Genomic DNA, 25,407 nt, shown 5'->3' with positions numbered 1-25,407 from the left:
GTAGCACTGACAACAACCGATCCGGTCGGTGTCTCACTTCGTGGCAGGCCCTGTACTCTACAACCTCGCCGCTCTGCTATGCAAATCGGCCGGTCGGCGCCGCATCCTCCAGGAAGGAAGCGAACTTCGTGTAGATCGTCAGGCCCGTTTTCCTGCCGCATTCTCTGCGGTGTCGGTCGCTCTGACTCGCATTAATCTACACACGACGACCGGCACACACAAAACGCCAGGTCACAGCACCCAGTGCCGGGAATGCCGTCCCTCGCCGGCCGTGACCCGCTCCACCGTGGCGCCGAGGTCCACCAACTTCTCCACGAAGCCCGGGTAACCGCGGTCGATGTGGAAGACGTCGTTGACCTGGGTCACGCCGTCCGAGCACAGCCCGGCGAGCACCAGGCCGGCACCGGCCCGGATGTCCGAGGACCACACCGGCGCCGAGCTCAGGTCCTCGACTCCCCTGATGCTCACGTGGTGACCGTCGATGGTCATGTCGGATCCCAGCCGGGTCATCTCGTCGACGAAGCGGAAGCGGGACTCGAAGATGTTCTCGGTGATCACACTCATCCCCGCGCTCACCGCGCACAGCGCGATCGCCATCGGCTGCAGGTCCGTGGGGAACCCGGGGAAGGGCAGGGTCTGGTAGTCCACGGCGGTCGGCCGCTCGTCCTGGGTGACACGGAATCCCGTCGGGTAGGTCTCGACCTTCGCCCCGGCGAGCTTCAGCTTCTCCAGCACCAGGTGCAGGTGTGCCGGGTCGATGCCACCGACGGTGATGTCGCCGCGCGTCATCGCCGCGGCGTAGGCCCAGGTGCCCGCCACGATGCGGTCACCGACGACCTCGTGCTCCACGGGGTTGAGCTTGTCGACACCGGTCACGGTGATCGTGTTGCTCCCCTCCCCCTCCAGCTTCGCGCCCATGTCGCGCAGCATGTGGCAGAGGTCCACGATCTCGGGCTCACGCGCGGCGTTGTCCAGGACGGTCACGCCCTCGGCGAGCACCGCGGCGGTCAGGATGTTCTCGGTCGCGCCGACGGAGGGGAAGTCGAGCATGACCTTCGCGCCGGTGAGGCGCTCGGTCTCGGTGACCACGCAACCGTGCTCGATGCGGGTCTTCGCGCCCAGGCGCTCCAGCCCCGACTGGTGCATGTCGAGGGGGCGGCTGCCGATGGCGTCGCCGCCGGGCAGGGCGACCACGGCGCGGTGGCACCGTGCGGTCAGCGGCCCGAGGACGCAGACCGAGGCGCGGAACTGCCGCACCGCGTCGATGTCGGCGTTCGGCGAGATCTCCGCCGGGGTGTGGATCGTGACGGTTCCCCCGTCCAGCTCCACCTCACACCCCAACCCCCGCAGAACGTCGGCCATGTAGGGCACATCGGCGATGTCGGGACAGTTCCGCAGGACGGTCGTCCCCTCTGCCAGCAGTGCCGCCGACATGAGCTTGAGGACGCTGTTCTTGGCGCCGTCCACACGGACCGAACCGTCGAGACGGGCACCACCAGTTACGAGGAAATGATCTTTCACCCCTCACATCCTACCTACGGATCAGGGAAGTGCACCGATCCTGCGGGCCGCGTTGACCGCCTCGTAGCGGGTGTGTGCGCCGAGCTTGCGCATCACCGAGCGCAGGTAGCTCTTCACCGTCTCGGCGCCGATACCCATCTCGTCGGCCGCCTCCACGTTGGTGTGCCCCAGGGCGACGCAGGCAAGTACGTCGAGTTCGCGGGCGGAGAGCTTCGTGGTCTGCTTCACCCGCACCGGGCTGACCATCTGGTCGCAGAGGATCTCGAGGTCACGGCGGATCTCGTCGTCCACGACGCGGTTGGCGAGCATGCGCAGGCGTGAGTGGGTCGCGCGGACCTGCTCCCACTCCGCGCCGGTCATCGCGCGCGGCGGCTTCGCCGAGCTCTCGCGGGACGCACCGCCGTCGGTGCGGCGCATCGCGATGTTCACGGCCAGGTCCTGCTCCAGGACGCGGGCGGTCATCGTAACTTCCTCGAGGACCTTGTCCCCCATGCGCACCGGGGAGTGCACGCCGGCGTACAGGACGCCGCGCATGTCGCGTCCGACGATCACGGGGACGGCGACGATCGAGTGCAGTCCCTCGTCGCGGACCGGACGGTCGTACTCGTGCGAGATCGACTTCGCCCGGGCGTAGTCGGAGACACCGACGGGCCTGCGGGTCGCCATGACCCTGCCGCCGACGCCCTGGCCGGAGTCGATGGTGAGGTTGTTGAGTGCGGGTGTCCGGAGCCCCACCCACTGGTTGATCACCATGCGTCCGTCCGGCTGGCACGACCCGAACATCGTGACGGGGATGCCCGTCGAGTTCTTCAGGGACGACAGTGCTGAACGGATGGCGTCGTCATCATCTCGGTGACGCAGCTGGTCCACGGCGCACCTTTCTGTTGTGATCGGATGTCACCCCCCCGATCAGGTCACACCCGAGTGCGGGGGAACGCGGGCTTTACAGGGTCCGAGTATAGAAAATTCAGCGTATTCCCCCAAAACCTGCAGGTCTCGGAGACCACCCTCCCCCTCGGGGGCTTATACCCACCCCCGCGAACAAAAGGGGGATACCCCCGATTCCCTACCTACCCGCCAGTCGGACGATCCGGTCCAGGCCGCTGTCGACGGTCTTGTCTGCTCCGTCGACCAGCTTGCGCGCAATCTTTCCCCCGAGCAGGGGAATCCCCACTTCCGCGATGATCTCGGCGTCCACGTGGACCGAGTCGTCGCCGTCACGGGTGTAGGCCATCACGACGGTCATCGTGCCCATCCCCTTGGGTAGCGGCGTGACGGTGGTCGAGGTGAATCCGTCGTCGACGATCGCGGTCACGTCGGTGGTCTGCTCCATGGCGAACCCCGGACTGCCGTCGTCCTTCTCCCGTGCGGCGACGACGCGGGCGCGCACGGCGCCGTCGGCGTCCACCTCCCGTTCGGCCTCGGTGACGACGAGCTTCGAGGTCGATGCGTCGTCCACGGTCAGCAGATACTCCTCGGACGACGCCACCGTGTGCACCGTCTCCAGCGGCAGGTCGACCGACCTGGTCAGTTCCACGCTCTTGGCCATGTCAGCGGTGCTTCCACTCGGGCTTGCGCTTCTCGACGAAGGCGGACATGCCCTCCTTCTGGTCCTCGGTGGCGAACAGGCCCCAGAAAGCCTCGCGCTCCTGGCGCATTCCCTCGGTCAGGGGCGTGTTCAGCGCGGCGTCGACCGCCTCGGTGGCCGCGGCCAGCGCGACCGCGGACTGTGCCGCGACGGTGTCGGCGACGGTGGCGACCTCGTCGAGGAAGCCCTCGGCCGGAAGCACCCGGGAGACCAGGCCGGAGCGCTCGGCCTCCTCGGCGCCCATCATCCGACCGGTGAGGATGAGGTCCATCGCCTTGTACTTGCCCACCGCCCGGGTCAGGCGCTGCGTGCCGCCCATCCCGGGGATCACGCCGAGGGTGATCTCCGGCTGGCCGAACTTCGCCTTCTCGCTGGCCAGGATGATGTCGCCCATCATCGCCAGCTCACACCCGCCGCCCAGGGCGAAGCCGGAGACCGCGGTGATGATCGGCGTCTGCACGGTGGAGACCCGTTCCCACATGGCGTAGAAGCGCTTGAGCTTGATGTCCGGCCAGGTCTGGTCCTTCATCTGGGTGATGTCGGCACCGGCGGCGAAGGCCTTCTCGGAACCGGTGATCACGATCGCGCGGACGGACACGTCGGCGTCGAAGGCCTCGAGCGCGCCGACGACCTCCTCCATCACCGTCTGGTTCAGGGCGTTGAGCGCCTTGGGACGGTTGAGGGTGATGGTCGCCACGGCGCGGTCGGCCCCGCCCGTCGCGGTGGTGATGGTCTCATAGGACGATCCGCCGTCCTGCACTGTGTGTTCACTCATGCCCCGATTGTGTCACAGGCGGGTACGCCTGCGCCCCGGTTCAGCAGGTCGCCGGGCATGGCGGTGGACCGCGGCTTTGTGTAGACTGGCCCCGGAATACAGACAGACCGATCGGTCTGTTGGACTGAGGGACACGAAAGGACCATTCACCAGCATGGCTAAGATCTACGAGAACATCACCGACCTGATCGGCAACACCCCTCTGGTGAAGCTGAACAAGCTCACCGAGGGCCTCCCCGGCACCGTCGCGGTGAAGCTCGAGTCCGCCAACCCCGGCAACTCCGTCAAGGACCGCATCGGCGTCGCGATCATCGAGGCCGCCGAGAAGGACGGAACCCTCAAGCCCGGCGGCACCATCGTCGAGGCGACCTCCGGCAACACCGGTATCGCCCTGGCCACCGTCGGTGCCGCCCGTGGCTACAAGGTCATCCTGACCATGCCGGAGTCGATGTCCCTCGAGCGCCGCATCATGCTGCGCGCCCTCGGTGCCGAGCTCGTCCTCACCCCGCCCCCGGCCGGTATGCAGGGTGCCGTGGACAAGGCCAACGAGATCGTGGAGTCAACCGAGAACGCCGTGCTGGCCCGCCAGTTCGCCAACCCGGCCAACCCCGAGGTCCACTACAAGACCACCGGTCCGGAGATCTGGGAGGACACCGACGGCAAGGTCGACGTCTTCATCGCCGGTGTGGGCACGGGCGGCACCATCTCCGGTGCCGGCAAGTACCTCAAGGAGCAGAGCGACTCGGTGCGGATCGTCGGCGTGGAGCCCAAGGACTCCCCGCTGCTGACCGAGGGCACCTTCGGGCCGCACAAGATCCAGGGCATCGGCACCAACTTCTTCCCGGACAACCTGAACAAGGACATCCTGGACGACGTGTACGACGCCTCCATCGAGGACTCGGTGAAGTACGCCCGCGAACTCGCCGCCAAGGAGGGCATCCTCGTCGGCATCTCCACCGGTGCGAACATCTGGGCCGCCCTGGAGGAGGCCAAGAAGCCGGAGAACGAGGGCAAGCTGATCGTGGCCGTCGTCGCCGACTTCGGTGAGCGCTACGTCTCCACCCTCCTGTTCGACGACCTGCGCGACTAGTCAGGAGCATGGTCGGGGCGAACCGCTCCCGACCCTCACGGCCCCGACGCACGGAAACGTCCGTATCATCAGGTGACATCACGCCTGCACGGACGCGCCCCGGCGCCGGGGCCGTTTCGCGTGCCGCGACCTTCCGCGGGGCCCGGCACACCGACGTCAAGAACGAGAAGTACGAGAAGAAGAAGGAGGACTCCACCGGTGAGTCTGCTGAGCACCATGAAGGAAGACCTGGACAACGCCAGGACCCACGACCCCGCCGCCCGCGGCGACCTGGAGAACGCGCTGGTGTACTCCGGGCTGCACGCGATCTGGAGCCACCGGGTGTCCAACCGGCTGTGGCGCCGCGGTGCGAAGGGCCCGGCCCGCATCCTGAGCCAGTTCACCCGCTTCCTCACCGGTATCGAGATACACCCCGGCGCCACCATCGGCCGCAGGTTCTTCATCGACCACGGCATGGGCGTGGTCATCGGCGAGACCACCGAGATCGGTGACGACGTGATGCTCTACCACGGCGTCACCCTCGGCGGCTCCGAGCTAGTGCAGCGCAAGCGCCACCCCACCATCGGTGACGGGGTGATGGTCGGTGCCGGCGCGAAGGTCCTCGGTCCGATCACCATCGGCGCGCGCTCGGCGATCGGCGCGAACTCGGTGGTCACCAAGGACGCCCCGGAAGACTCCATCCTCATCGGTGCACCGGCGAAGGTCCGTCACCGCAAGGCCGACGAGCGCACCCCGTTGGTCGACCCGGCGGGCTACGTCAACGACATGCAGAACAACATCTAGCGCACCCTACCTAGCGCACCAGGTCCTGGTACGAGGGGTTCTTGGCGATGAACCCCTCCACCGCCGAGCAGGACGCCAGGACGCCGAACCCCTCGGCGCGGGTGGCGTCCAGCGCGGCGGAGATCAGCGGGGCGGACAGCCCCTGTCCGCGGAACCCCGGGTCGATGACGGTGTGGTTGAAGTCGCGTACGGCACCGAGCTGCACGTACTCGGCGACGCCGGCGGTGTCGCCGTCGACCTGCAGGACGTAGCGTGCGCCGTCCACGTCGTGGGTGACCGTGATGCTCCGGTCGTCTTCAGTGCTCATGATCCCGAGTGTAACCCGCCCCCGCATACGCGACATCCCCCTCGGGTGACTTCACCGAGGGGGATGTTGAGTGTGCCCAGACCAGGGATCGAACCAGGGACCTTACACTTTTCAGGCGTACGCTCTACCAACTGAGCTATCTGGGCAAGAAAGTCCGTAGGTTGGACCTTCGGACGATCTGGCGACCCTGACGAGACTTGAACTCGCGACCTCCGCCGTGACAGGGCGGCGCGCTAACCAACTGCGCCACAGGGCCGTGCACTACCAGCGATCCGGCCGGAGCCGATCGCTGTGCACGATGGGATACTGTACACAGCACCACCACAATCAGACAAATGCACCGGTCAGGCGAATATTCCGGCGAGCAGCGCATCACTGCGTTCCTGACCCTCCGGATCGGATGACCCCCCGGTCACCAGGATCTCGGACGCCCCGGTGCGCCCGGCCAGCGCGTGCAGCGCCGCCGAGACGTCCTCCGTGGTGCCGTACACCGTGTTCTCCAACGCCCGGTCCACGCGCCGGCGTTGCTGCGCGGTCAGCTCGGCCTCGTCGAGTTCCGCCACGGGACGCAACGGCATGAACGCGCCCGTGCTGCGCGACATCACCTGCGCCCACACCTCCGGCAGGACGAGGTCGCGTGCGGCCTGCCGGGTGGACGCGACGGCCACGGTACGCGACACGACCGTCTCCTCCACGGCACCCTCTCCCCCGCCGCCGACCCGCCCCGGGTCCGGCCCGCCGAGGATCACCCCGAGCCCGTGTTGCGACGCCAGGGCGAGGCTGCGCGGCGAGCCACCGGTGAGCAGGAACACCGGCGGGGCGGTGGCGAGCGCAGGACGCATCGTCACCTCAGGCGCGCGCGTGCCGTCCCCTCCGCCGCGCAGGTAGGCCAGCACCTCGTCGAGGTCACGGGCGAAGCCCTCGCGCGCCGTCGCGGCGTCCTGCGGTTGGCGCAGCGCCCGGCGTACCGCACCGGTGAAGCCGACGGAGGACCCCAGGCCGATGTCGATGCGTCCGGGGAACAGCGCGGCCAGTACGGCGGCCTGTTCGGCGACGACGATCGGCGCGTGGTCGGGCACCATGATGCCGGCCGTGCCGACGCGCACGGTGGACGTCGCCTGGCCGACGGCGGCGGCGAGCACGCCGGGCGCACTGCCGGCGATACCGGGGACGCCGTGGTGTTCGGCGACGAGGAAGCGGTGGTAGCCGAGCGACTCGGCGCGTCCGGCGCGCTCGACGACGCGGCGCAGCGCCGCAGCGTCCGGCGTCCCGTCGACGGAGTTGGCGCGGTCGAGCAGGGAGTATCGCATGTCCCCACCCTAGATACCCCACGCACGCGAACAGCGGGCGCACACCGTGATGGTGTGCGCCCGCTGTGACTTGCGACCCTGACGAGACTTGAACTCGCGACCTCCGCCGTGACAGGGCGGCGCGCTAACCAACTGCGCCACAGGGCCATTATCTTGTTGTACGGAAGACGAATCATGAGAGAACCGGTCTTACGCAGTACTCCCAACGGGATTCGAACCCGTGTTGCCGCCGTGAAAGGGCGGAGTCCTAGGCCACTAGACGATGGGAGCCCTACCTCAAGCAGAAGTGTGCACGGTGACATCGTCCCCGCATCCGCTCCTGTTCGGCAGCCCGTTCAGAATAAACTACCGACCGCCCAAACTCCAACACGGGGTTAAATCACCATGTCAGAGCACATTTCTAGGGGTAGTCACGGGCGCCGAAGATGGCCGTCCCCACGCGCACGCACGTGGCCCCCTCCTCGATCGCGGTGCGGAAGTCCCCGGACATGCCCATCGACAGTTCGGTCAGCAGCTCCGGGTCGACCACGGCGTCCTCCCGGGCGGTCTGCAGGATGGCGCGCAGCTGGGCGAAGCAACGGCGCACCTCCTGCTCCTCACCGGTGTTGGTTGCCACGGTCATGAACCCGCGCACGCGCAGCCGGTCGCAGCCGGCGGCGGCGGCGAGGATCGCCGGGACGTCCTGCGGGTCCGCTCCGGTCTTGGCCTCCTCACCGGAGGTGTTGACCTGCACCAGCACGTCGAGTGTGCGGTCGGCGGTGGCCAACCGACGCTGCAGCGCCTCGGCCAGACGCACGGAGTCCAGCGCCTGGAACTCGTGGGCGTGCTCGGCGACGAGCTTGGCCTTGTTGGTCTGCAGGTGGCCGATGGCGATCCAGCGCACGGGCAGGTCGGCCATCTCCACGGCCTTGCGCTGGACCTCCTGGGGCTTGTTCTCGGCGAACTCGTGCATGCCGGCGTCCACGGCGTGACGCAGCCGGTCGACGGGCACGGTCTTGCTGACCGGCAGCAGACGCACCGCGGCCGGGTCGCGCCCGGCGGCCAATGCGGCGGCGTCGACCTGGGCGCGCACCGCGGCGACGGCCTCACTCAACGTCCGGACGTCAGGGATCTCGCCGTCGCTCTCGCCCTCTGCATTCACGGTATCCATGGCGTCCAGACTATCGGACACAGTCAGTCGCGATCAGTTGCAGTCAGTCACACAGCCGCAGCACGGGGGCGGCCTTGACCACGGTCTCGTCGTACTCGCCGTCCGGGCTGGACTGGGCGACGACGGCCCCGCCGACGCCGTAGGTCAGCCGTGCACCACCGGCCCCGTCACCGTCCCCGCCGCAGTCCCCGGCCACCAGGGTGCGGATCACCACGGACAGGTCCACCGCCCCGTCGAGCGAGAGGTAGCCCACCGCACCGGAGTACACGCCGCGCGGTCCGTCCTCGAGCTCGTCGAGGATGCGCATCGTGCGCTCCTTCGGCGCCCCGGTCATCGACCCGGGCGGGAAGGCGGCGCGCACGGCATCGAGACCGTCGCGTCCGGCGGCGAGGTCGGCGGTGACGGTGCTGACCAGCTGGTGGACGGTGGCATAGCTCTCCACGGCGAAGAGTTCGGGCACCTCCACGGTCCCGGGCGCGGCGACACGTCCCAGGTCGTGACGCACCAGGTCGACGATCATGAGGTTCTCGGCGCGGTCCTTCTCACTGGCGCGCAGCTCGGCGCGGATGCGGTCGTCGTGCGCGGCGTCGGCGCCGATCGGCCGGGTCCCCTTGATCGGGGAGGACGTGACACGTCCGTCCACGTCCACGCTGAGGAAGCGTTCCGGGGAGGTCGACATCACCGTCACCCCGGGCACGCGCAGGTAGGCGCCGAAGGGGGCCGGGTTGTCGGCGCGCAACCTGCGGTAGAGGCCCAGCGTGTCCGGCGTCCCCTGTCCCTGCATCGATCTCCCCGGCGTGACCTCGAGGGTCGTGGTCAGGCAGGCCTCGTAGGTCTCCCCGGCGGTGATCAGCCGCTGGATCTCGCGCACCCTGGCGGTGTAGTCGGCGCGATCGTGCAAGGTCACGGACAGGCTGGAGTCGTCTGCCGGAACCGCGTAAAACGCTGCGGACGCCGTGGCGACCTGCAGGTTCTCCAGCTCCCGCACGACGCCGGCGACGTGGTCCTGCCATGCGGCGTCCTGCGCGCCGTCGAGCGTGAGCAGGTGCACCTGCGCGGTCTCGTGGTCGACGACGACGGCGCGTTCGAGCAGGACGAGGCCGGCGTCCGGGATGCGGGCGGCGTGGCGGCTGGCGGCCCCCTCCCCCACCGCGCAGTCCGCCTTGAGCCCGTAGCCGAGGTAGCCGACCCAGCCGAGACGGAACCCGCAGCCGGGCACGCACGCGGAGTCGCCGGTGATCCTGCGGCGGGCGAGGTCACCGCGCAGCCAGGTGAAGACGTCCGTCTCGACGGTTTCGGCGCCGTCGTCGGAGTCCGCGTCGCGGACGGTCACCGTCGCGGGAGCGTCCTGCCCGCTGGCGACGGCGGTGACGCTGGTGCGCGAAGCACCCATCACGCTGAAGCGGGCGCGCGGGTCGTCCGCCCGGTTGCCGTCGAGCCAGACGCACGGGGTCGAGGTGTCGCTGGTACGGCCGTACAAACGCGCGAAGAGTTCCCCGGAGAAGGCCCGGGTGTCCCGGACGCTCAGGGCGAGCACCCGGTTCCTCACGGTGCGTGCCCGGCCGTGCGTGCGGGTCAGGGCGGCGAAGTTGGCGAAGATCTCCCGGCCGTGGCCGGAGAGCACCGACTCGGGGTGGAACTGCACACCCCACAGCAGGTCGTCGACGACGCTGACGCCCATCACCACCCCGTCTGTACCGGCGGTACCGGCGGTGACCGTCATGCCGGACGGGACGTCCGACACCGCCAGGGAGTGGTAACGCACCACGTCGACGGGGGTGGGCAGGCCGTGGAAGAGGTCGCGGCCGTCGTGCTCGACCGCGCTGACCCGGCCGTGCACCGGTTCGGGCGCAGGTGCCACCGTCGCACCGTACATGTGCGCGATGAGCTGGTGGCCGAGGCAGATGCCCAGCACCGGGATGCCGGACGCCACGGCGGCGCGCACCACCGCGGGACAGATGCCGACGTCCTCCGGGATGAGCGGGGTGCCCGGCCCCGGGGAGATGACGACGTTGTCCACGGTGGCGAGAAGCTGACGCCCCTCGGCATCCCACCGGCCCCAGTCGTTCGGGACGACCACCGGCTCAACCCCGTTCACACTGGTCAGATCGTGGACCATATTCCAGGTGAAGGAGTCGTGGTTGTCCACCAGCAGGGTTCGGAGCGGCGTGTGGAGAGACGTGCTGTTCACCGGGAACACCTTACCGCCCGGAACCCGCTGGGCCGGGGTCGTACAGGGGTCGTGCAGGGGTCAGGCGAGGGAGAGGAAGAGCTTCTCCATCTCCTCTTCCCAGTCCTCCGGGGCGGTGCCCTCGGGGGCGGAGAGGCAGTCGCGCATGCCGCCGGAGATGGCCTTCACCCCGGCGCGGTCGAGTGCGCGGGAGACGGCGGCGAGTTGGGTGACGATGTCGCGGCACTCGCGGTCGTTCTCGATCATCGTGATGACGCCGTCGAGCTGGCCGCGGGCGCGCCGTAGCCGCTTGAGCACGGCGTCGGACGTGGGGTCGGTGAGTTTCACTGGAGGCTCCTGGAGAGTTCGGATCTTTGTGAGGGGACCCGGACAGTGTACCCGGCGCGGTACGGTGCACCCGGTATTCCGCCGGGGCGGTCCCGGCGGCCGACCCCGTACCCGGGTGCTACTCGGCGGCCTCCCCGGCCAGTCGCAGCCAGGTGCGCACCACCGTGTCCGGGGTCAGCGACATCGACCCGATGCCCTGCTCCACCAGCCATTCGGCCAGGTCAGGGTGGTCGGACGGGCCCTGTCCGCAGATGCCCACGTACTTGCCGCGCTCCACGCAGGTGCGGATCACCGAGCCGATGACCTTGAGCACCGCGGGATTCCGCTCATCGAAATCATGGGCCACCAGGTCGGAGTCGCGGTCCACGCCGAGCACGAGCTGGGTCATGTCGTTGGAGCCGATGGAGAACCCGTCGACGTGGTCGAGGAACTCCTCGGCGAGCAGGTAGTTCGACGGCACCTCGCACATCATCACCACCTGCAGGCCGGCGCCGCCGGCGCCGTTCGCGTCGGACGCCCCGGTGACCCCTTCGCCGCGCACCAGCCCGTGGGACGCCATGACGTCCAGCACGTCCTGCAGTTCCGCCACGGTACGCACGAACGGCACCATCACCCGCACGTTGGCCAGGCCCATGTCCTCGCGCACGCGGCGCAGCGCCTCGCACTCCATGGCGAAGCACTCGCGGAAGTCCTCGGAGACGTAGCGCGCGGCACCGCGGTAGCCGATCATCGGGTTCTCCTCGTGCGGCTCGAACAGCTCACCGGCGACGAGGTTGGCGTACTCGTTGGACTTGAAGTCCGACAGCCGCACGATCACCGGCTTCGGGTCGAAGGCGGCGGCGATGGTCGCCACGCCCTCCACGACGCGCCGGATGAAGAACTCCTTCGGCGACGGGTAGGCGGCGGTGGTGGCGTCGACCTCGTCGCGCAGCGCGTCCGGCAGGGTGTCGCGCTCCAGCAGGGCGCGCGGGTGCACCCCGATCTGCCGGTTGATGATGAACTCCATGCGCGCCAGGCCCACGCCCGCGTTCGGCAGGGAGGAGAAGGAGAACGCCTGGTCAGGGGTGGCGACGTTCATCATCAGCTTCGTCGGGATCTGCGGCATCGCGTCCAGCCGGGTCTCCTTCTCCTCGAAGGGCACCGCACCGCGGTACACCCGGCCGGTGTCGCCCTCGGCGCAGGAGACGGTGACCTGCTCGCCGTCGGGCAGCACGGCGGTGGCGTCACCGGTACCGACGATGGCGGGGATGCCGAGCTCGCGGGCGATGATCGCGGCGTGGCAGGTGCGTCCGCCGCGGTTGGTGATGATCGCCGAGGCGCGTTTCATCACCGGCTCCCAGTCCGGGTCGGTGATCTCGGCGACGAGCACGTCACCGGTGCGCATGGCGTCCATGTCGCGCACCGAGCGCAGCACGCGCACCGGGCCGCTGCCCACCCGCTGGCCGATGGACCGTCCCTCGACGAGCACCTCGGCGGCGTCGGCGGCGCCGCGGTCGACCTCGAAACGGGTGAGGACCTGGCCGGCCTCACCGCGCCGGGAGACCACGGTCTCGGGGCGGGCCTGCAGGATGTACAGCTTGCCGTCCACCCCGTCGCGTCCCCACTCGATGTCCATGGGCCGGCCGTAGTGGTCCTCGATGGCGATGGCGTGGCGGGCGAGTTCGGTGACCTCGTCGTCGTCGACGGAGAAGCGCACGCGCTGCTCCGGCTCCACGTCCTCCCAGCGGGTGGCGGACTCCAGGCCGGTGCCCGCGGCGTAGCGCATCGCCACGGCCTTCTCCCCCACCGTGCGCGACAACACGGCGTCCACGCCGGTGCGTCCTGCGCGTACCGCCGGCTTGGAGACGTAGAACTCGTCGGGGTTCACCGCACCCTGCACCACCGCCTCGCCGAGGCCGTAGGAGGAGGTCACGAACACCGCGCGGTCGAACCCGGACTCGGTGTCCACGGTGAACATCACGCCGGACGCCCCGACGTCGGTGCGCACCATGCGCTGCACGCCGGCCGACAGGGCGACGTCGGCGTGGATGAAACCGTGGTGCACCCGGTAGGAGATCGCCCGGTCGTTGTACAGGGAGGCGAAGACGGCCTTGACGGCCTCCAGGACGTTGTCGATACCGCCGATGTTGAGGAAGGTCTCCTGCTGGCCCGCGAAGGACGCGTCGGGCAGGTCCTCCGCCGTGGCGCTGGAGCGCACCGCCCAGGTGACCTCGTCGGGCAGCGGGTCGGCGGCGACGAGTTCCTCGTACGCGTCACGGATGTCGCGCTCGAGGTTCTGCGGGAAGGGCTGGGCGAGGATCCAGGCGCGGATCTGCTCGCCGCGGCGGGAGAGCTCGGCGACGTCGTCGGTGTCGAGACCCTCGAGGACCTCCGCGATGCGGCTGTCGAGGCCGTCGACGGCGAGGAAGTCGCGGAAGGCGTCGGCGGTGGTGGCGAAGCCGCCGGGGACGCGCACGCCGGCGTCGGCGAGGTTGACGACCATCTCGCCGAGGGAGGCGTTCTTGCCGCCGACCTGGGCGACGTCGCCCATGCCGATCTCGGTGAACCAGAGGACGGAGAGTGACTGCCTGGTCATGGTGTGGGTTCCTGTTCTGGGAGGGTTGTCCCGGGTGGTTTACTCAGGGGTTGCGTAGGTTCATCCGGGTGAGGATGACGCTGGACATCTCCTCCACGCTCATGGCGTGGGAGTCGATGTAGGGGATGCGGTGCGCCTTGTAGAGACGTTCGGCCTGTCGCAGTTCCGCCCGGCACCGGGTGGCGCTGGCGTAGCTGCTGCCGGGCCGGCGTTCGCCACGGACCTGGCTGAGGCGTTGCACGGTGGTGGTCAGCCCGAAGAGCCGTTCGCGGTGAGGCGCGACGGCGTCGGGCAGGCTTCCGGGTGTGTCGTCCTCGGTCAGCGGGTAGTTGGCCACCCGCAGTCCGTGCTGTAATGCCAGGTACATGGCGGTGGGGGTCTTCCCGCAGCGTGACGGGGCGAGGATGATCAGGTCAGCACGGTCGAAGCCGCGGAAGCTGGCGGCGTCGTCGTGCTCGACGGTGTACTCCACGGCGTTGATACGGGCGTGGTAGCGGCCCGGGTCGCCGACCCGGTGGTACTCGGTGGCCGCGCCGGTACGCCGCTCACCCAGCAGACCCTCCAGGTGACTCAGGTGCGCGCCGAGCAGGTCGATGACCTCGCCGGACGCCCCGGAGACGATGTCGGCGACCGCCGCGTCGCGGATCGTGACGAACACGATCGGCGGCAGGACGTCGCCCTCGCTCCGGTCCTCGGCGATGACGGTCACGGCACGCGCCGCGGCCTCGACCGAGTCGACGAAGGGCAGGACACGGCGCCGGAAACTGAAGGCGGGGAACTGGGCGAGCAGGGCGTTGCCCTGGGTCTCGGCGGTGATGCCGGTGCTGTCGGACACGAAGAAGACGGGCCGTTCCGCCATGTCCCCACCTCCTGTGTAGTTCGGTGTACACCGTGCGGCACCACCTGTGAGACCACCCGACACTAACACCGCGGTTTCCACCCATGTCTGCTTTCACCCCTACTTAGGTGGAGCATGAACGTAACGCTGCGGCACCGCGGGTCGGTCGCACCCTATGCAGGGCCTTGCACCAGCACCACCACCATCACCACCACCGAGACCTCCGGACAAGGAGACAGACCATGTACCCCCGGAACACCTCCAGCAACCATCCCAACCTGCCCCGCCTGCCCCGCCGCCCCCGCGCCCTGGCGCTCACCACCGCGGCCCTCCTCGCCCTCGGCGGGGCAGGTGCCGCACAGGCGGCACCGGCAGAACCGGCAGTACCGGCAGTCACCGTCGCTGAACCGACGGCCCCGTCCGCTCCGTCGGCACCGTCCGCCCCGTCCCCCGAGGAGGCGGTCCGCATCGCCGCGGAGCGCACACCCGCCACCGCCCTCGGCCCGTGGAGCGAGGTGGGCGCCGACACCAGCGCCTACGACCCCACCCTGGCGCTGTCCGCGGTCGTCCTCGACATCGACGGGGCGACCGGCAGTTCACCCCAGCAGGTCGCCCTGTTCGACCACGGGGTCTACATCGGCACCACCGTGACGGACAGCTACCCCTTCCAGCACGTGAGCCGGGTCGCCGACAACATCATCCGGGTCGACTACCGGTTCCTGCTCCCCGGTGACGCGACCGCCGCCCCGAGTGGGTCGGCGACCTCGCACTTCGTGCTCTACCCGCAGGGTGTCGAGCACACCGGGGCCCTCCCGCCCCACGGCTCGGTGCCCCCGGCCGGGTAACCCCCTATCCTCGGCGTCCGACGGTCCGGAACTCCCGGCGCGCACCCAGCGCGCCCGCCACGAGGAGCACGACGAGCAACACCAGCGCCACGCCGGTGCGTCCGGCGCCCAGTGCGGTCAGCGGCCACGCCGGCACCGCGAGGATCCACAGGACGGTGTCGGCGAGCACGTCGCCGCCGAGCGTCAACGACACCACCGTCCACAGCACCGTCGCCGCCACCGCCGCCCCGGTGCCGACGCGGGCACACAGTGCCGTCGCCACCAGCACCAGCACCGTTCCGACCAGCACGGACAGCGCCGAGGAGCGTAGCACCTGGGCAACGTCCGCCCCGGCGAGCAGTGCGGCGACCGCGGCGACGACCGTGAGTACCGCGACCACGGCGGCCTGCCACACCAGGTAGGCGCCGGGCGAGCGGTGATTCTCCAGCACGCTCACCCGCCACGCCGCGGCCATGACCGGCCAGGTGATCACCGGCAGCAGGCCGGCGCCCAGGGGCAGCAGCACGAACGTCCACAGTTGGGTGGCGTAGGACGGCGGGTAGACCACCCCGACCACCAGCATCAGCACCGCCGCGGCAAGGACCGCGGGGGTGGCCAGCGTGCCGCGCAGCGCCAGCGCCACCCCGGCCAGGGCGTCCGAGAAACGCGGGGACGCAGGACGCCGGCAGGTGCCTGGCCGCGCCAGCGCGCCTGCCGCCGGCACCGGCGCGGGGGACGTCGGCGACGCTACGGACGCAGCGCGTCCTGCCCGGTGTCCGGCCAGGCGCAGCCGCCACGTGCGGCGTCCACTGACGGTGACCGCCAACGCGGTTCCCACCACGATGAGCAGCAGGTTGAGCACCGCGGCCGTCGCCGCGCCCAACGGTTCCGGCCCGCCGAGGATCTCGCCGGGCTGCAACGGCACGGCGTTGGAGTGGATGCCGAGGACGGGCAGCAGCAACCGGATCGGCCAGGACGGCGGGTAGAACAACCAGCTCCCCGACTCCGCCGCCAACGTGCCGGACACCTGCGCGACGACCGCGAGCACCAGCACCGGCACCACCGTGAGGTAGCGGGCCAGCACACTGACCACGGCGAGCACCCCGAGGCTGGCGACCCAGGACAGTGCCCCGGTGGACACCACCACGCCAGAGCCGGAGAAGCCGCCGCCTGCACCACCACCGACGACCACGAAGAGCCAGGTCGCCCCGTGGTTCGCCAGGTGGAACACCGCCGAGACCGCCCACAGCACCAGCAGCCGCACCAGACGCACCCGGCGCGGCGACACCGGACGCAGGTCCGTGCCACCGCAGCGCGCGCGGCGTTCCCGCCCCTCCGCCAATGCGGCGAGCAACGCCATCAGCGGCATCGCCATGCCCGTGACGTACATGCTCTGCCAGGAGACGATGATGTCCACGTCCGGCGCCCCGGCGACCGCGGTGGCCAGCCCGGAGCTCACCACCCCGAGCAGCAGCCCCACCAGCGGGAACCACTGCACCGCCGAGTGCCGGGTGCGCAGCAGTTCGGCGCGCAGGACACCGCCCCACGTGCCGATCCGAGCTGCGCGGTGGCGTGTCTCGGTGTACGTCGCGGTATACGTCGCGGCACTCATCGTCCCGCCTCCGCCGGGTAGCCCTGGGTGAGGCGGAGGAACTCGTCCTCCAGGTGTCCCGGCGCGGCGAAGTCGCCGATCGGCCCGGAGTAGGCCGCCCGCCCGGCGACCAGCACGGTGATGTCGTCGGCGAGGCGGGAGACCTCGCCGAGCTGGTGCGAGCTGACCAGCACCGTGCCGCCCTGTGCGGTCCACGCGCGCAGGAAGGTGCGCAGGTCGGCGATGCCCTGCGGGTCGAGCCCGTTCTGCGGTTCATCCAGCAGCAGCACCGGCGGGTTGCCGAGCATCGCGATCGCCAGCGCCAGACGCGCCTTCATGCCGGTGGAGAAGGACCGGACCTTCTTGCGTCCGACGTCAGCCAGGCCCACGGTGGCGAGCACATCGTCCACCGCCGCGTCGTCCAACCCGAGCAGGCGGGCGTGCACGCGCGCGTTCTCCCGGGCCGACAGGTGCGGGTACAGCGCGGGGCCGTTGACCGAGGCACCGATGTTGATCAACGACTCCCTGTCGCGCGGACGCCCGAGGATCTCCACGGTGCCGGAGTGGCGGTCCTCCAGTCCGAGGATCACGCGGAAGCACGTCGACTTTCCCGCACCGTTGGTGCCCAGCAGCGCGTGCACCCGCCCCGGGTGCACCGTCATCGAGAAGTCCTGCAGGACGCGGTGCTCGCCGTAGGTGACGCCCAGCCCGCGACAGCTCACCGCCGGCGCGGTGCTGCGGGAGGGTTGCTGTGGTCGGGTGGCTCTGTTGTTGTCTCTGTTGTTGTCCATGCCTTCCATGCTGCTCAGCGGGCATGCCGGGCACATCGGCCCCGGGGTGGATTCAGTGCGGGGGCTGTCCCCCGCGCGGGGGAACGCCGCCGGTACCGACCCCACACTCGTGGGCGCGCACGGCCAGGCCCACCCGGTCGCGCACCCCGAGTTTCGCCAGCAGGCGCGAGACGTAGGTCTTCACCGTCTCCTCCCCGATGAACAGGTGCGCGGCGATCTCCGCGTTCGTCTCGGCGCGGGCCACCCCGGCGAGCACGTCGGTCTCGCGTGGGGTGAGCGTGCCCAGTAAACCGGACGGCTGCGCGGAGTGCTCAGGGTGCTCGCTGTTGCGGCGGAAGGCGTCGATCACGTAGCCGGTGACCTCCGGCGACAGCACGGACGCCCCGGCGTGCACCCGGTGGACCGCGTCGATCAGTGCGTCCGGCGCGGTGTCCTTGAGCAGGAAGCCCTGCACCCCGACGCGCAGCGCCCGGGCGACGAGCTCCTCGTCGTCGAAGGTGGTGAGCATCAGGATGCGCACCTCCGGGTGGCTGCGACGGATCGCCGCGGCGGCGTCGATGCCGTCGCCGCCGGGCATGCGGATGTCGAGCACCGCCACATCCACCTTTTGCTCCCCTGCCTTGTCGACCGCCTCGGAGCCGGTGGACGCGGTGGCCACGACCCGGATGTCGCCCCGCGACTGAAGGATCGTGGTCAACGCCGCGACGATCAGCGCCTGGTCGTCGGCGAGCAGAACGCGCACAGGACGCCCCGGATCACTGGTCACACTCACAGTCCGTTCCCTTTCCTCTGTACCGGGCGGACGGGGCGCGCCGGGTCGATGGGCAGGACGGCGGACACCGTGACAACGTCGGAGGCAGCATCGAAAACCACGTCGAGGTCGCCGCCGAGGCTGGTGACCCGCTCTCGCATCCCGACGATGCCCGTGCCCGAGCCCTCCTGCGCTCCTTCTCCCGTGACAGAGCCGCGGCTGACGACGGTCAGTGCCACCCGGTTGGCATCGTCCATGACCTGCACTTCGACGCCCACCTGTGTCCCCGCCCCCTGGTGGCGCAGCGCATTGCCCAGCGACTCCGCCAGTACCCGCTGGACGGCGAGTTGGACGATCTGCGGTACGTCCGTACCAGCACCGTCCGGCAGCTGTTCCTCGATCACCAGGCCTGCCTCGGTGAACCTACGCAGCAGGTCAGGGACCTGGGCAAGGCCGGCCGTCGGTTCGGTGCCGGAACCATCGCTGGGGCCATCACTCGAGCGCAGCGCGCGGACGATGCTACGGACCTCCGCGAGCGCGGCCGAGCTGGTCTCCCGGATGCCCTGCAGCGCGGCGTCCTGCGCCCCGGAGACCTGACCGGCACCTGCCTGCACGTTGATCAGGGTGAGGCTGTGCGCCAGGACGTCGTGGATCTCACGGGCGATCAGGGCGCGTTCGCGCTCGCGCACCGCCACCTGCCGGTCCTCGGCGATGCGCATCCGAGCATCCTCCAGCTCACGGGCCTGAGCCGCGGCATGTCTGCGCGAACGCGCCACGAAGAACACCATGACCAGCAGCGCCCACTGGATCAGCAGCCAGTCCAGGGTGGCGAGCGGATCGTAGACCATCGTGGTGCCGGCGACGCCGTCCTCGAAGCGCCACAGCAGCGGCGACAGAATCGCACCGACCAGCATGACCAGCAGCACCACCACCCCGGCGCGTGCAGGCCGGCCGTGCCGGGTAGCGGAGTAGACGACCAACGGCGAAGCCAACAGCAACGGGGTAACCCCCATGTTGCCGGGCAGCGCCCACAACCAGTTGACCTCCCACAACACCAGCAGCACGATCACCGCGGCGGCGGTGGCCAGCGGTCGTCTGCGCCAGAACAGCAGGACCGGGACGAACATCACGGCCAGGACTGCGGCGATGGAGCTGTGCACACCGGTGACACCGTCGTTCCCGCCATCGAGGGCGATCAGTACGTGGACCATGGCCACCGCCGCGGCGATGACGGCGGGCAGGATGTCCTCGAGGCGGAGGCGCTGGATCACGGCCGGGGCTGACATGCTTCCACTGTAGCCAGCCGGCTGGCCAACTCCCCTCTCCTGCCGTGGCCGTGCGGTGGGAGCGGGACGCCCCGGCGCAATGTCTGCAAACCTGCGCGCTGACTGGCAGACCTGCGACCGATGTGCGGGGTTTGCGCCGGCGCCGCGGTGGGCGGCGTTGTCGGTGTACTCAGTCGGACCTCTGTGAATGGACGAGGGGGTTCGCTACGCTAGTCGACCGCCGTGATCTCGACGTACCTGGTAAAGAGAATCTCCAGGAATTGACTATCTGAAGTGATCTTCCGTTAGGATCCGAAAGCCTTGTCTACGGCTCGATCCCACTTATCGTGGGCCTTCAGCAGGGCCGGATCCATAGCCAGGGGGCTGTAGGCGTCGGCGAGACTACGCTCGGGATACAGCGCCCTCGCATCGAGGATGCCCTGACCAGCGATGATAATCGCCTCCCGGAACTTGTAGTCAAGTCCAGGAACGGGGAAAGTGTTCCAGATCAAGGTAGATACGAATCGGATGTCTGACTTCAATCGCCCGCCGAGGGGCTTCTGCCAGGTCATAAACGTCGAGGACGATGCCAACGCAAACTGGGGCCCGTCGGGGTCTTGGGCATGGAACGCAAGGTCAGTAGCAAAACCCCCGCGGGATAGCGCTGCACCGTGAAGTATCACCGAGTCTCACTGATGATCTTGGACTGGCAAAGGTAGTACAGGTCAAGCTGCGATCGCAGGCCGAACAGGTGCGGACTAACGACATTCTCCGGGTGCTGGCAGCCTTGCTGTCACTGCGAAAGGATGCAACAGCTTCGAGTCTCGCCTCGAGAATCGGGCCCCGACCGATGTCCGCTGGGTGCGATCGATCGACCAGAAGCACCAGCGATCTGTGTTGCGCATCAGCTCGCGACTACCCCGAAATGGTCGGACATAGCGGGCCGCGACTGGATCGGACAGGCCCCACCGGCATCGATTCCGACGCGCAGGGCATTCACAAACGCACCGTCGAGCTCCAACCGATACCTGCCCCCCTTCATGATTTCCTTCGGGATAGTATTCGTCTTGGAGGTTGCGCCCGCGATCGGGACAGCCAACATCACGTTAGGCACAACACCCCCTGAAGGAACCTCATGGCCCTGCGGCGCTTCTTGCTCACATCAGTCCTCACCGTCTCATTCGCTCTCACAGCGTGCGGCAACAACGATCAGGCCTCCACGTCGACTACGTCGACGCCAACCAGCGAGACCACCACAAGCGCTGCCTCGCCTCGACTCCCGACCCCCACACCTCCGGCAACCACCTCAGAACCCACCCCTGATGTCGAAGAACAAGTGGCCGAGTACGTTTCGCCCTCTACGCCGACTCCCTCCGAGCCGTACGTTCTCTACTGCTCCGAGGGCACACCGGGACCAGCGATATGGTCTGACGGCGAAATGCGATTCTCCCAGGACTGCTTTGACACACTGACTGCCAATCGGGGCGACTACCGCTGTCCCCAGACGGACTTCTACGTCTACGACCCGTCCGAATGCGGAGGCAGTCCTACTGACTCCGAGTCGCCCCCGGTAGGCGGGGATCCCTCAACCTGGGACTACGACGGCCCCCGCAACGAAAACGGCGACCCCTTGGACCACCCGCAGCTGAATTGGCCCGAGTAACCCCCCACTCCCCCGGGACAACAGAGAACCCCGGCCGTCGAGGTGATCGACGACCGGGGTTCCACTGTGGGCCCTGTGGGGCTCGAACCCACGACCTGCGGATTAAAAGTCCGTAGCTCTACCAACTGAGCTAAAGGCCCACGTACGCACCCCACGTGTGAGGTGCGTCCTAGAGTCTAGTGCATGTCCGGACGGCGCCGGAAACCTGCCCCGGCACACTCTCCGGCGACACCTTGAGCCCTCAGGTCGAATCTCACGAAGAGAATCGACCTGAGGGCTCAAGGTGTCGCGACCGGCGCAGCAGAGCGGACGCTACTTGCGCATCGAACCGGTCTCGAGGAACCGGGTGTGGAACTCGAAGGCCTTGGTCAGATCGTGCGGGGTCTGCTGGAACTTCGACTTGGAGGCTGCCTCCACGTACTCCTCCAGCAGCGGCTGGTAGGACGGGTCGGCGACCGCGATCATCTTCTTCACACGGTCACGCGGTGCCAGGCCACGCAGGTCGGCGAAGCCGTTCTCCGTGATGACGACCATGGCGTCGTGCTCGTGGTGGTCGATGTGGGAGGCGAAGGGCACGATGGCGGAGATGTCGCCGCCCTTGGCCACCGACGGGCTGATGAAGGAGGAGATGAAGGCGTTGCGGGTGAAGTCACCCGAGCCGCCGATACCGTTCATCACGCGCGAGCCGGACACGTTGGTGGAGTTGATGTTGCCGTAGATGTCGGCCTCGATCATGCCGTTGGTGGCGATCAGACCGAGTCGACGGATGACCTCGGGGTGGTTGGAGACCTGCTGCGGGCGCAGGATGATGTTCTCGCGGTACTTCGCGGCCTCCGCGTTCATCTTCTCCGCGTACTCCGGGGACAGGGAGAAGGAGGTCGCCGAGGCGACGGTCATCTTGCCGGCGTCGATCAGGTCGACCATGCCGTCCTGGATGACCTCGGTGTAGGCGGTGATGTTCTCGAACTTGGAGTCCAGCAGGCCGGCCATCACGGCGTTGGGCACGTTACCGACACCCGACTGCATGATGTAACGGTCGTAGGACAGGCGGCCGGCGGCGACCTCACCCTCCAGGAAGTCCAGGAAGTGACCGGCGATCTTCTTCGAGGTCTCGTCCGCCGGGGTGAAGGGGGCGTTGCGGTCGGGGGCGTCGGTCTCGACGATCGCCACGATCTTGCTGGTGTCGAACTCCAGGGCGGTACCGCCGATACGGTCACCGGGGGAGGTGATGTTGATCGGGGTGCGCTGCCCGGCCGGCTCGATGCGGTAGATGTCGTGCATGCCCTCGAGGTCGCGGGACTGCCAGTCGTTGACCTCGATGATCACCTTGTCGGCGGCGTCGATGAACTCGATGTTGTTGCCCACCGCCGACGACGGGACCACGGTGCCGTCCTCACGGATGGCGACGGCCTCGATGATGGCGACGTTGAACTTGCCGAAGAAGCCCTCCTGGACCTGCTTGCCCAGGTGGGACAGGTGGATGTCCCAGTACTTCGACTCGCCAGCGTTGATCTGCCCACGCAGGACCGGGTCGGAGTTGTACGGGGTGCGGAAGCTGATGGCGTTGGCCTCGGCGAGGACCCCGTCGCAGTCGACCGCGGTGGACGCGCCGGTGAACAGCTCGATCTGGAACTCGTCGCCCCGGTCGTGTGCGGCCTTGGCCCGCTCCGCGATGGCGGTGGGGAGGACCTTCGGGTAGCCGGCGCCGGTGAAGCCGGAGGTCCCGACTTTGTCGCCGTTGTTGACGAATTCAGCGGCCTCCTGGGCCGACATGACCTTCGACTTCAGTCCGGTGTGGGCGATGCGCTCAGACACTTTCTCTCCTCATGTTTTGTCCCGTTGTTTTCGGAAGTATCTCTGCAAATATCACGATTGTTTCTGTAGCAAACGTGACCTCTGCCACCATTGATAGCACAAGAGCGTCCTACGACGGCAGCGAGCAGTCAGGTGCGGGTGTGGCCGCACACAGCTGATTGTAGTGACCGCTCAGATCACAGGACTTTGCACCTCCCCCACCGTGGTGTGAGAATCGGGGGGTGATCACCACCTCAACCACACCCGCCCTGTCCATCGGACGTTTCGACCTGGACTCCCCCGTCGTCCTGGCACCGATGGCCGGCGTCACCAACGTCGCCTTCCGCACCCTGTGCCGCGAGCAGGAGCGCGAGCGCATGGGCAGCGTCGCCGGGCTCTACGTGTGCGAGATGGTCACGGCCCGCGCCCTGGTGGAGCGCAACCCGAAGACGATGCACATGACCACCTTCGCCGCGGACGAGGACCCGCGCAGCCTGCAGCTCTACACGACCGACCCGGAGTACACCTACAAGGCCGCGCGCATGATCGCCGAGGAGGACCTCGCCGACCACATCGACATGAACTTCGGCTGCCCCGTCCCCAAGGTCACCCGCCGCGGCGGCGGCTCGGCACTGCCGTTCAAGCGGCGTCTCTACGCCTCGATCGTGCGCGCGGCGGTCAAGGGCGTGCAGGACGCCGGGCACCCGGAGATCCCGGTCACCGTGAAGTTCCGCGTCGGCATCGACGACGACCACCACACCCACCTCGACGCCGGACGCATCGCCGCCGACGAGGGCGCGGCCGCCGTCGCCTGCCACGGCCGCACCGCCGCGCAGCGCTACTCCGGCACCGCGAGCTGGGACGAGATCGCCCGGCTCGTCGAGCACATGGACGGCACCGGCGTGCCGGTGCTCGGCAACGGCGACATCTTCAAGGCGTCGGACGCCGCGGCGATGATGGAGCGCACCGGCTGCGACGGCGTCGTCGTCGGACGCGGGTGCCTGGGTCGCCCGTGGCTGTTCGCCGAGCTCTCGGCGAACCTGCGCGGGCTGCCCGTGCCGGCCGAGCCCACCCTGGCGGAGGTGTGCCGGATCATCATGCGTCACGCCGAGCTGCTCTCCGCCCACGAGGGCGAGCAGTACGGCGTGCGCGAGATGCGCAAGCACATGGCCTGGTACATGCGCGGTTTCCCCGCCGGTGGTGACGTGCGCCGCCAGCTGTCCCAGATCACCGACCTGGAGTCGCTGCGCCGCGTCCTGGACCCGATGTGGGAGTCGACGGCCACCGCCGTGGACGCCGACGGTGCGCGTGGCCGCCAGGGCTCGCCCGGCAAGGTCGCGCTGCCCGACCGCTGGCTGGACGATCCCGAGGATCTGACCAGCACCGTTGCCGAGGATCCCGAGGCCGACGGGGCAGCACTCAACGGCGGTTAATAACTTTTACGAACGTACCCTCCGTTCACCGAGCAGAACGGGCGTACCGGCCGTACACTGGCGCCATGCGCACCGTGTACCAGGAACAGATGCGGATCTTCGCCCATGAGCTCGCACTCATGGCCGACCAGGTCCGGCAGATGATGTCTCAGGCGTGCGACGCCCTGTTCAACCAGGACATCGACACCGCCGAGCAGGTTCTCAGCTCCGTCACCGCCATCGAGGACCTCCGTCAGAGTGCCGAGTCCCGCTCCTTCGAGCTGCTCGCCCTGGAGGGCCCCGTGGCACGCGACCTCCGCCAGGTCGTCTCCGGCACCTACATCGTCGAGGACCTGGCCCGCATGGCCACCCTCGCCGTGCACATCGCCCGCACCTCGCGGCGCCGCCACCCGGAGTCGGCCGTGCCGGAGATCACCCAGCCCTACTTCCGCGAGATGGCGCGCCTGGTCGACGGCATCGGCGAGAAGCTGCACGACGTGCTCGTCACCTACGACCCGGAGAAGGCCATGGAGCTCGCCCTCGACGACGACGCCGTCGACGACCTCCACGAGCACATGTTCCACATCACCGGCAAGAAGGAGTGGCCCTACCCGGTCTCCGCCGCCGTGGACGTGACCCTGCTGTCCCGCTTCTTCGAACGCTACTCCGACCACGCGGTGAACATCGGCACCCGCGTGGTGTACCTCGCCACCGGCAAGCGTCCCCAGGAATACGAGGTGTCCCGGCGCTCCGAGGAGCAGCAGGAGACCATGCGCGAGCAGTTCGACGAGATCCGCCGCCGCTACGGCGCCGACCCGTTCTAAAGGTCCCCCTCCCCCACGTCCACGCGCGGACAACCCC

22 protein-coding genes and 5 tRNA genes are annotated in these 25,407 nt (G+C 68.8%); 5 read left to right on the top strand and 22 right to left on the bottom strand.

The genetic code is table 11. The features are described from left to right. Nucleotides 1–231: 231 nt before the first annotated feature. The 4 genes from murA to ACT3UN_RS09085 all read right to left on the bottom strand — a co-directional run bounded on the left by murA (nt 232) and on the right by ACT3UN_RS09085 (nt 3,884). Entirely contained in the window at nt 232–1,521 is a 1,290-nt protein-coding gene (gene murA, locus ACT3UN_RS09100) for a UDP-N-acetylglucosamine 1-carboxyvinyltransferase (protein ID WP_444656918.1), read from the bottom strand. A gap of 21 nt (nt 1,522–1,542) precedes the next feature. Then, a complete protein-coding gene (gene ramA / locus ACT3UN_RS09095; RefSeq protein WP_444656917.1) occupies nt 1,543–2,391 on the bottom strand; it encodes an acetate metabolism transcriptional regulator RamA in 849 nt (282 codons plus the stop codon). 196 nt (nt 2,392–2,587) lie between these two features. After that, a complete protein-coding gene (locus ACT3UN_RS09090) occupies nt 2,588–3,070 on the bottom strand; it encodes a DUF2505 family protein (protein ID WP_444656916.1) in 483 nt (160 codons plus the stop codon). Nucleotide 3,071: 1 nt separating this feature from the next. Continuing rightward, nucleotides 3,072–3,884: an enoyl-CoA hydratase-related protein gene (locus ACT3UN_RS09085; RefSeq protein WP_444656915.1), complete on the bottom strand. Its 813-nt coding sequence runs from the start codon at nt 3,882–3,884 to the stop codon at nt 3,072–3,074. A 154-nt stretch (nt 3,885–4,038) separates the two neighbouring features. Here ACT3UN_RS09085 and cysK point away from each other — a divergent pair, with 154 nt between their 5' ends. Both cysK and epsC read left to right on the top strand, forming a co-directional pair. Continuing rightward, nucleotides 4,039–4,974, top strand: coding sequence for a cysteine synthase A (cysK, locus tag ACT3UN_RS09080; RefSeq protein WP_301444058.1), 936 nt, complete (start codon nt 4,039–4,041; stop codon nt 4,972–4,974). Nucleotides 4,975–5,190: 216 nt separating this feature from the next. Then, on the top strand, nt 5,191–5,757 hold the full coding sequence (gene epsC / locus ACT3UN_RS09075) for a serine O-acetyltransferase EpsC (RefSeq protein ID WP_441578957.1): 567 nt from the start codon (nt 5,191–5,193) through the stop codon (nt 5,755–5,757). Nucleotides 5,758–5,767: 10 nt separating this feature from the next. Here epsC and ACT3UN_RS09070 read toward each other — a convergent pair whose 3' ends face one another. From ACT3UN_RS09070 to ACT3UN_RS09020, 11 genes are all read right to left on the bottom strand, one after another. Further along, nucleotides 5,768–6,064 (bottom strand): GNAT family N-acetyltransferase, encoded by a 297-nt coding sequence (locus tag ACT3UN_RS09070; protein WP_444656914.1) that lies wholly within the window; start codon nt 6,062–6,064, stop codon nt 5,768–5,770. Between the two features lie 73 nt (nt 6,065–6,137). Then, nucleotides 6,138–6,210, bottom strand: a tRNA-Phe gene (locus ACT3UN_RS09065). Between the two features lie 33 nt (nt 6,211–6,243). Continuing rightward, nucleotides 6,244–6,320, bottom strand: a tRNA-Asp gene (locus ACT3UN_RS09060). 88 nt (nt 6,321–6,408) lie between these two features. Continuing rightward, nucleotides 6,409–7,374, bottom strand: coding sequence for an MsnO8 family LLM class oxidoreductase (locus ACT3UN_RS09055; protein WP_444656913.1), 966 nt, complete (start codon nt 7,372–7,374; stop codon nt 6,409–6,411). 73 nt (nt 7,375–7,447) lie between these two features. Next, a tRNA-Asp gene (locus tag ACT3UN_RS09050) sits at nt 7,448–7,521 on the bottom strand. 50 nt (nt 7,522–7,571) lie between these two features. Then, nucleotides 7,572–7,644, bottom strand: a tRNA-Glu gene (locus tag ACT3UN_RS09045). Nucleotides 7,645–7,774: 130 nt separating this feature from the next. Next, nucleotides 7,775–8,524 carry a YggS family pyridoxal phosphate-dependent enzyme gene (locus ACT3UN_RS09040; RefSeq protein ID WP_444656912.1) on the bottom strand — a complete coding sequence of 250 codons (750 nt, stop codon included), beginning with the start codon at nt 8,522–8,524 and terminating at the stop codon, nt 7,775–7,777. Nucleotides 8,525–8,567: 43 nt separating this feature from the next. Beyond that, on the bottom strand, nt 8,568–10,715 hold the full coding sequence (gene pabB / locus ACT3UN_RS09035) for an aminodeoxychorismate synthase component I (RefSeq protein ID WP_444656911.1): 2,148 nt from the start codon (nt 10,713–10,715) through the stop codon (nt 8,568–8,570). 60 nt (nt 10,716–10,775) lie between these two features. Next, nucleotides 10,776–11,042, bottom strand: coding sequence for a metal-sensitive transcriptional regulator (locus tag ACT3UN_RS09030; RefSeq protein ID WP_301443225.1), 267 nt, complete (start codon nt 11,040–11,042; stop codon nt 10,776–10,778). 118 nt (nt 11,043–11,160) lie between these two features. Beyond that, nucleotides 11,161–13,617, bottom strand: a complete 2,457-nt coding sequence (ppsA, locus tag ACT3UN_RS09025; protein WP_444656910.1) for a phosphoenolpyruvate synthase — start codon at nt 13,615–13,617, stop codon at nt 11,161–11,163. A 43-nt stretch (nt 13,618–13,660) separates the two neighbouring features. Further along, nucleotides 13,661–14,476, bottom strand: a complete 816-nt coding sequence (locus ACT3UN_RS09020) for a pyruvate, water dikinase regulatory protein (RefSeq protein WP_444656909.1) — start codon at nt 14,474–14,476, stop codon at nt 13,661–13,663. A gap of 221 nt (nt 14,477–14,697) precedes the next feature. On the opposite strand from ACT3UN_RS09020, the gene ACT3UN_RS09015 reads away from it, so the two are divergent. Continuing rightward, on the top strand, nt 14,698–15,300 hold the full coding sequence (locus ACT3UN_RS09015; RefSeq protein ID WP_444656908.1) for an LppP/LprE family lipoprotein: 603 nt from the start codon (nt 14,698–14,700) through the stop codon (nt 15,298–15,300). 4 nt (nt 15,301–15,304) lie between these two features. On the opposite strand, the gene ACT3UN_RS09010 is transcribed toward ACT3UN_RS09015, so the two are convergent. From ACT3UN_RS09010 to ACT3UN_RS08980, 7 genes are all read right to left on the bottom strand, one after another. After that, nucleotides 15,305–16,891, bottom strand: a complete 1,587-nt coding sequence (locus tag ACT3UN_RS09010) for a hypothetical protein (protein ID WP_444656907.1) — start codon at nt 16,889–16,891, stop codon at nt 15,305–15,307. Next, a complete protein-coding gene (locus ACT3UN_RS09005) occupies nt 16,888–17,661 on the bottom strand; it encodes an ATP-binding cassette domain-containing protein (RefSeq protein WP_301443524.1) in 774 nt (257 codons plus the stop codon). Before ACT3UN_RS09005 ends, ACT3UN_RS09010 begins: the two co-directional genes overlap by 4 nt. A gap of 52 nt (nt 17,662–17,713) precedes the next feature. Next, a complete protein-coding gene (locus tag ACT3UN_RS09000) occupies nt 17,714–18,433 on the bottom strand; it encodes a response regulator (protein ID WP_301443525.1) in 720 nt (239 codons plus the stop codon). Continuing rightward, the gene (locus tag ACT3UN_RS08995) at nt 18,430–19,698 is read right to left on the bottom strand and encodes a sensor histidine kinase (protein WP_444656906.1); all 1,269 of its coding nucleotides are present in this window, start codon (nt 19,696–19,698) and stop codon (nt 18,430–18,432) included. Before ACT3UN_RS08995 ends, ACT3UN_RS09000 begins: the two co-directional genes overlap by 4 nt. A gap of 284 nt (nt 19,699–19,982) precedes the next feature. Next, a complete protein-coding gene (locus tag ACT3UN_RS08990; protein ID WP_367620318.1) occupies nt 19,983–20,360 on the bottom strand; it encodes a type IIL restriction-modification enzyme MmeI in 378 nt (125 codons plus the stop codon). 1,047 nt (nt 20,361–21,407) lie between these two features. Then, nucleotides 21,408–21,480 (bottom strand) — tRNA-Lys (locus ACT3UN_RS08985). A 172-nt stretch (nt 21,481–21,652) separates the two neighbouring features. After that, nucleotides 21,653–23,155 (bottom strand): acetyl-CoA hydrolase/transferase family protein, encoded by a 1,503-nt coding sequence (locus ACT3UN_RS08980; RefSeq protein WP_441588206.1) that lies wholly within the window; start codon nt 23,153–23,155, stop codon nt 21,653–21,655. Nucleotides 23,156–23,376: 221 nt separating this feature from the next. On the opposite strand from ACT3UN_RS08980, the gene dusB reads away from it, so the two are divergent. Together dusB and phoU are read left to right on the top strand one after the other, a co-directional pair. Next, nucleotides 23,377–24,567 carry a tRNA dihydrouridine synthase DusB gene (dusB, locus tag ACT3UN_RS08975; protein WP_301442857.1) on the top strand — a complete coding sequence of 397 codons (1,191 nt, stop codon included), beginning with the start codon at nt 23,377–23,379 and terminating at the stop codon, nt 24,565–24,567. 65 nt (nt 24,568–24,632) lie between these two features. Further along, complete coding sequence (gene phoU, locus ACT3UN_RS08970) at nt 24,633–25,370, top strand: phosphate signaling complex protein PhoU (RefSeq protein ID WP_301442856.1); 738 nt, start codon at nt 24,633–24,635, stop codon at nt 25,368–25,370. Nucleotides 25,371–25,407: the final 37 nt, after the last annotated feature.

This window comes from Corynebacterium sp. AOP12-C2-36, assembly GCF_052379185.1.
Classification (GTDB): domain Bacteria; phylum Actinomycetota; class Actinomycetes; order Mycobacteriales; family Mycobacteriaceae; genus Corynebacterium.
Note: the sequence above shows the minus strand (reverse complement) of the source record. Positions and strands in the feature narration are given on the sequence as shown.

What these genes read in the sequence shown, in the direction of transcription:
- ACT3UN_RS09090 (WP_444656916.1), bottom strand. Translation starts at nt 3,070, where the DNA reads ATGGCCAAGAGCGTGGAACTGACCAGGTCGGTCGACCTGCCGCTGGAG.
- ACT3UN_RS09085 (WP_444656915.1), bottom strand. Translation starts at nt 3,884, where the DNA reads ATGAGTGAACACACAGTGCAGGACGGCGGATCGTCCTATGAGACCATC.
- cysK (WP_301444058.1), top strand. Translation starts at nt 4,039, where the DNA reads ATGGCTAAGATCTACGAGAACATCACCGACCTGATCGGCAACACCCCT.
- epsC (WP_441578957.1), top strand. Translation starts at nt 5,191, where the DNA reads ATGAAGGAAGACCTGGACAACGCCAGGACCCACGACCCCGCCGCCCGC.
- ACT3UN_RS09070 (WP_444656914.1), bottom strand. Translation starts at nt 6,064, where the DNA reads ATGAGCACTGAAGACGACCGGAGCATCACGGTCACCCACGACGTGGAC.
- ACT3UN_RS09055 (WP_444656913.1), bottom strand. Translation starts at nt 7,374, where the DNA reads ATGCGATACTCCCTGCTCGACCGCGCCAACTCCGTCGACGGGACGCCG.
- ACT3UN_RS09040 (WP_444656912.1), bottom strand. Translation starts at nt 8,524, where the DNA reads ATGGATACCGTGAATGCAGAGGGCGAGAGCGACGGCGAGATCCCTGAC.
- ppsA (WP_444656910.1), bottom strand. Translation starts at nt 13,617, where the DNA reads ATGACCAGGCAGTCACTCTCCGTCCTCTGGTTCACCGAGATCGGCATG.
- ACT3UN_RS09020 (WP_444656909.1), bottom strand. Translation starts at nt 14,476, where the DNA reads ATGGCGGAACGGCCCGTCTTCTTCGTGTCCGACAGCACCGGCATCACC.
- ACT3UN_RS09015 (WP_444656908.1), top strand. Translation starts at nt 14,698, where the DNA reads ATGTACCCCCGGAACACCTCCAGCAACCATCCCAACCTGCCCCGCCTG.
- ACT3UN_RS09010 (WP_444656907.1), bottom strand. Translation starts at nt 16,891, where the DNA reads ATGAGTGCCGCGACGTATACCGCGACGTACACCGAGACACGCCACCGC.
- ACT3UN_RS09005 (WP_301443524.1), bottom strand. Translation starts at nt 17,661, where the DNA reads ATGGACAACAACAGAGACAACAACAGAGCCACCCGACCACAGCAACCC.
- ACT3UN_RS08995 (WP_444656906.1), bottom strand. Translation starts at nt 19,698, where the DNA reads ATGTCAGCCCCGGCCGTGATCCAGCGCCTCCGCCTCGAGGACATCCTG.
- phoU (WP_301442856.1), top strand. Translation starts at nt 24,633, where the DNA reads ATGCGCACCGTGTACCAGGAACAGATGCGGATCTTCGCCCATGAGCTC.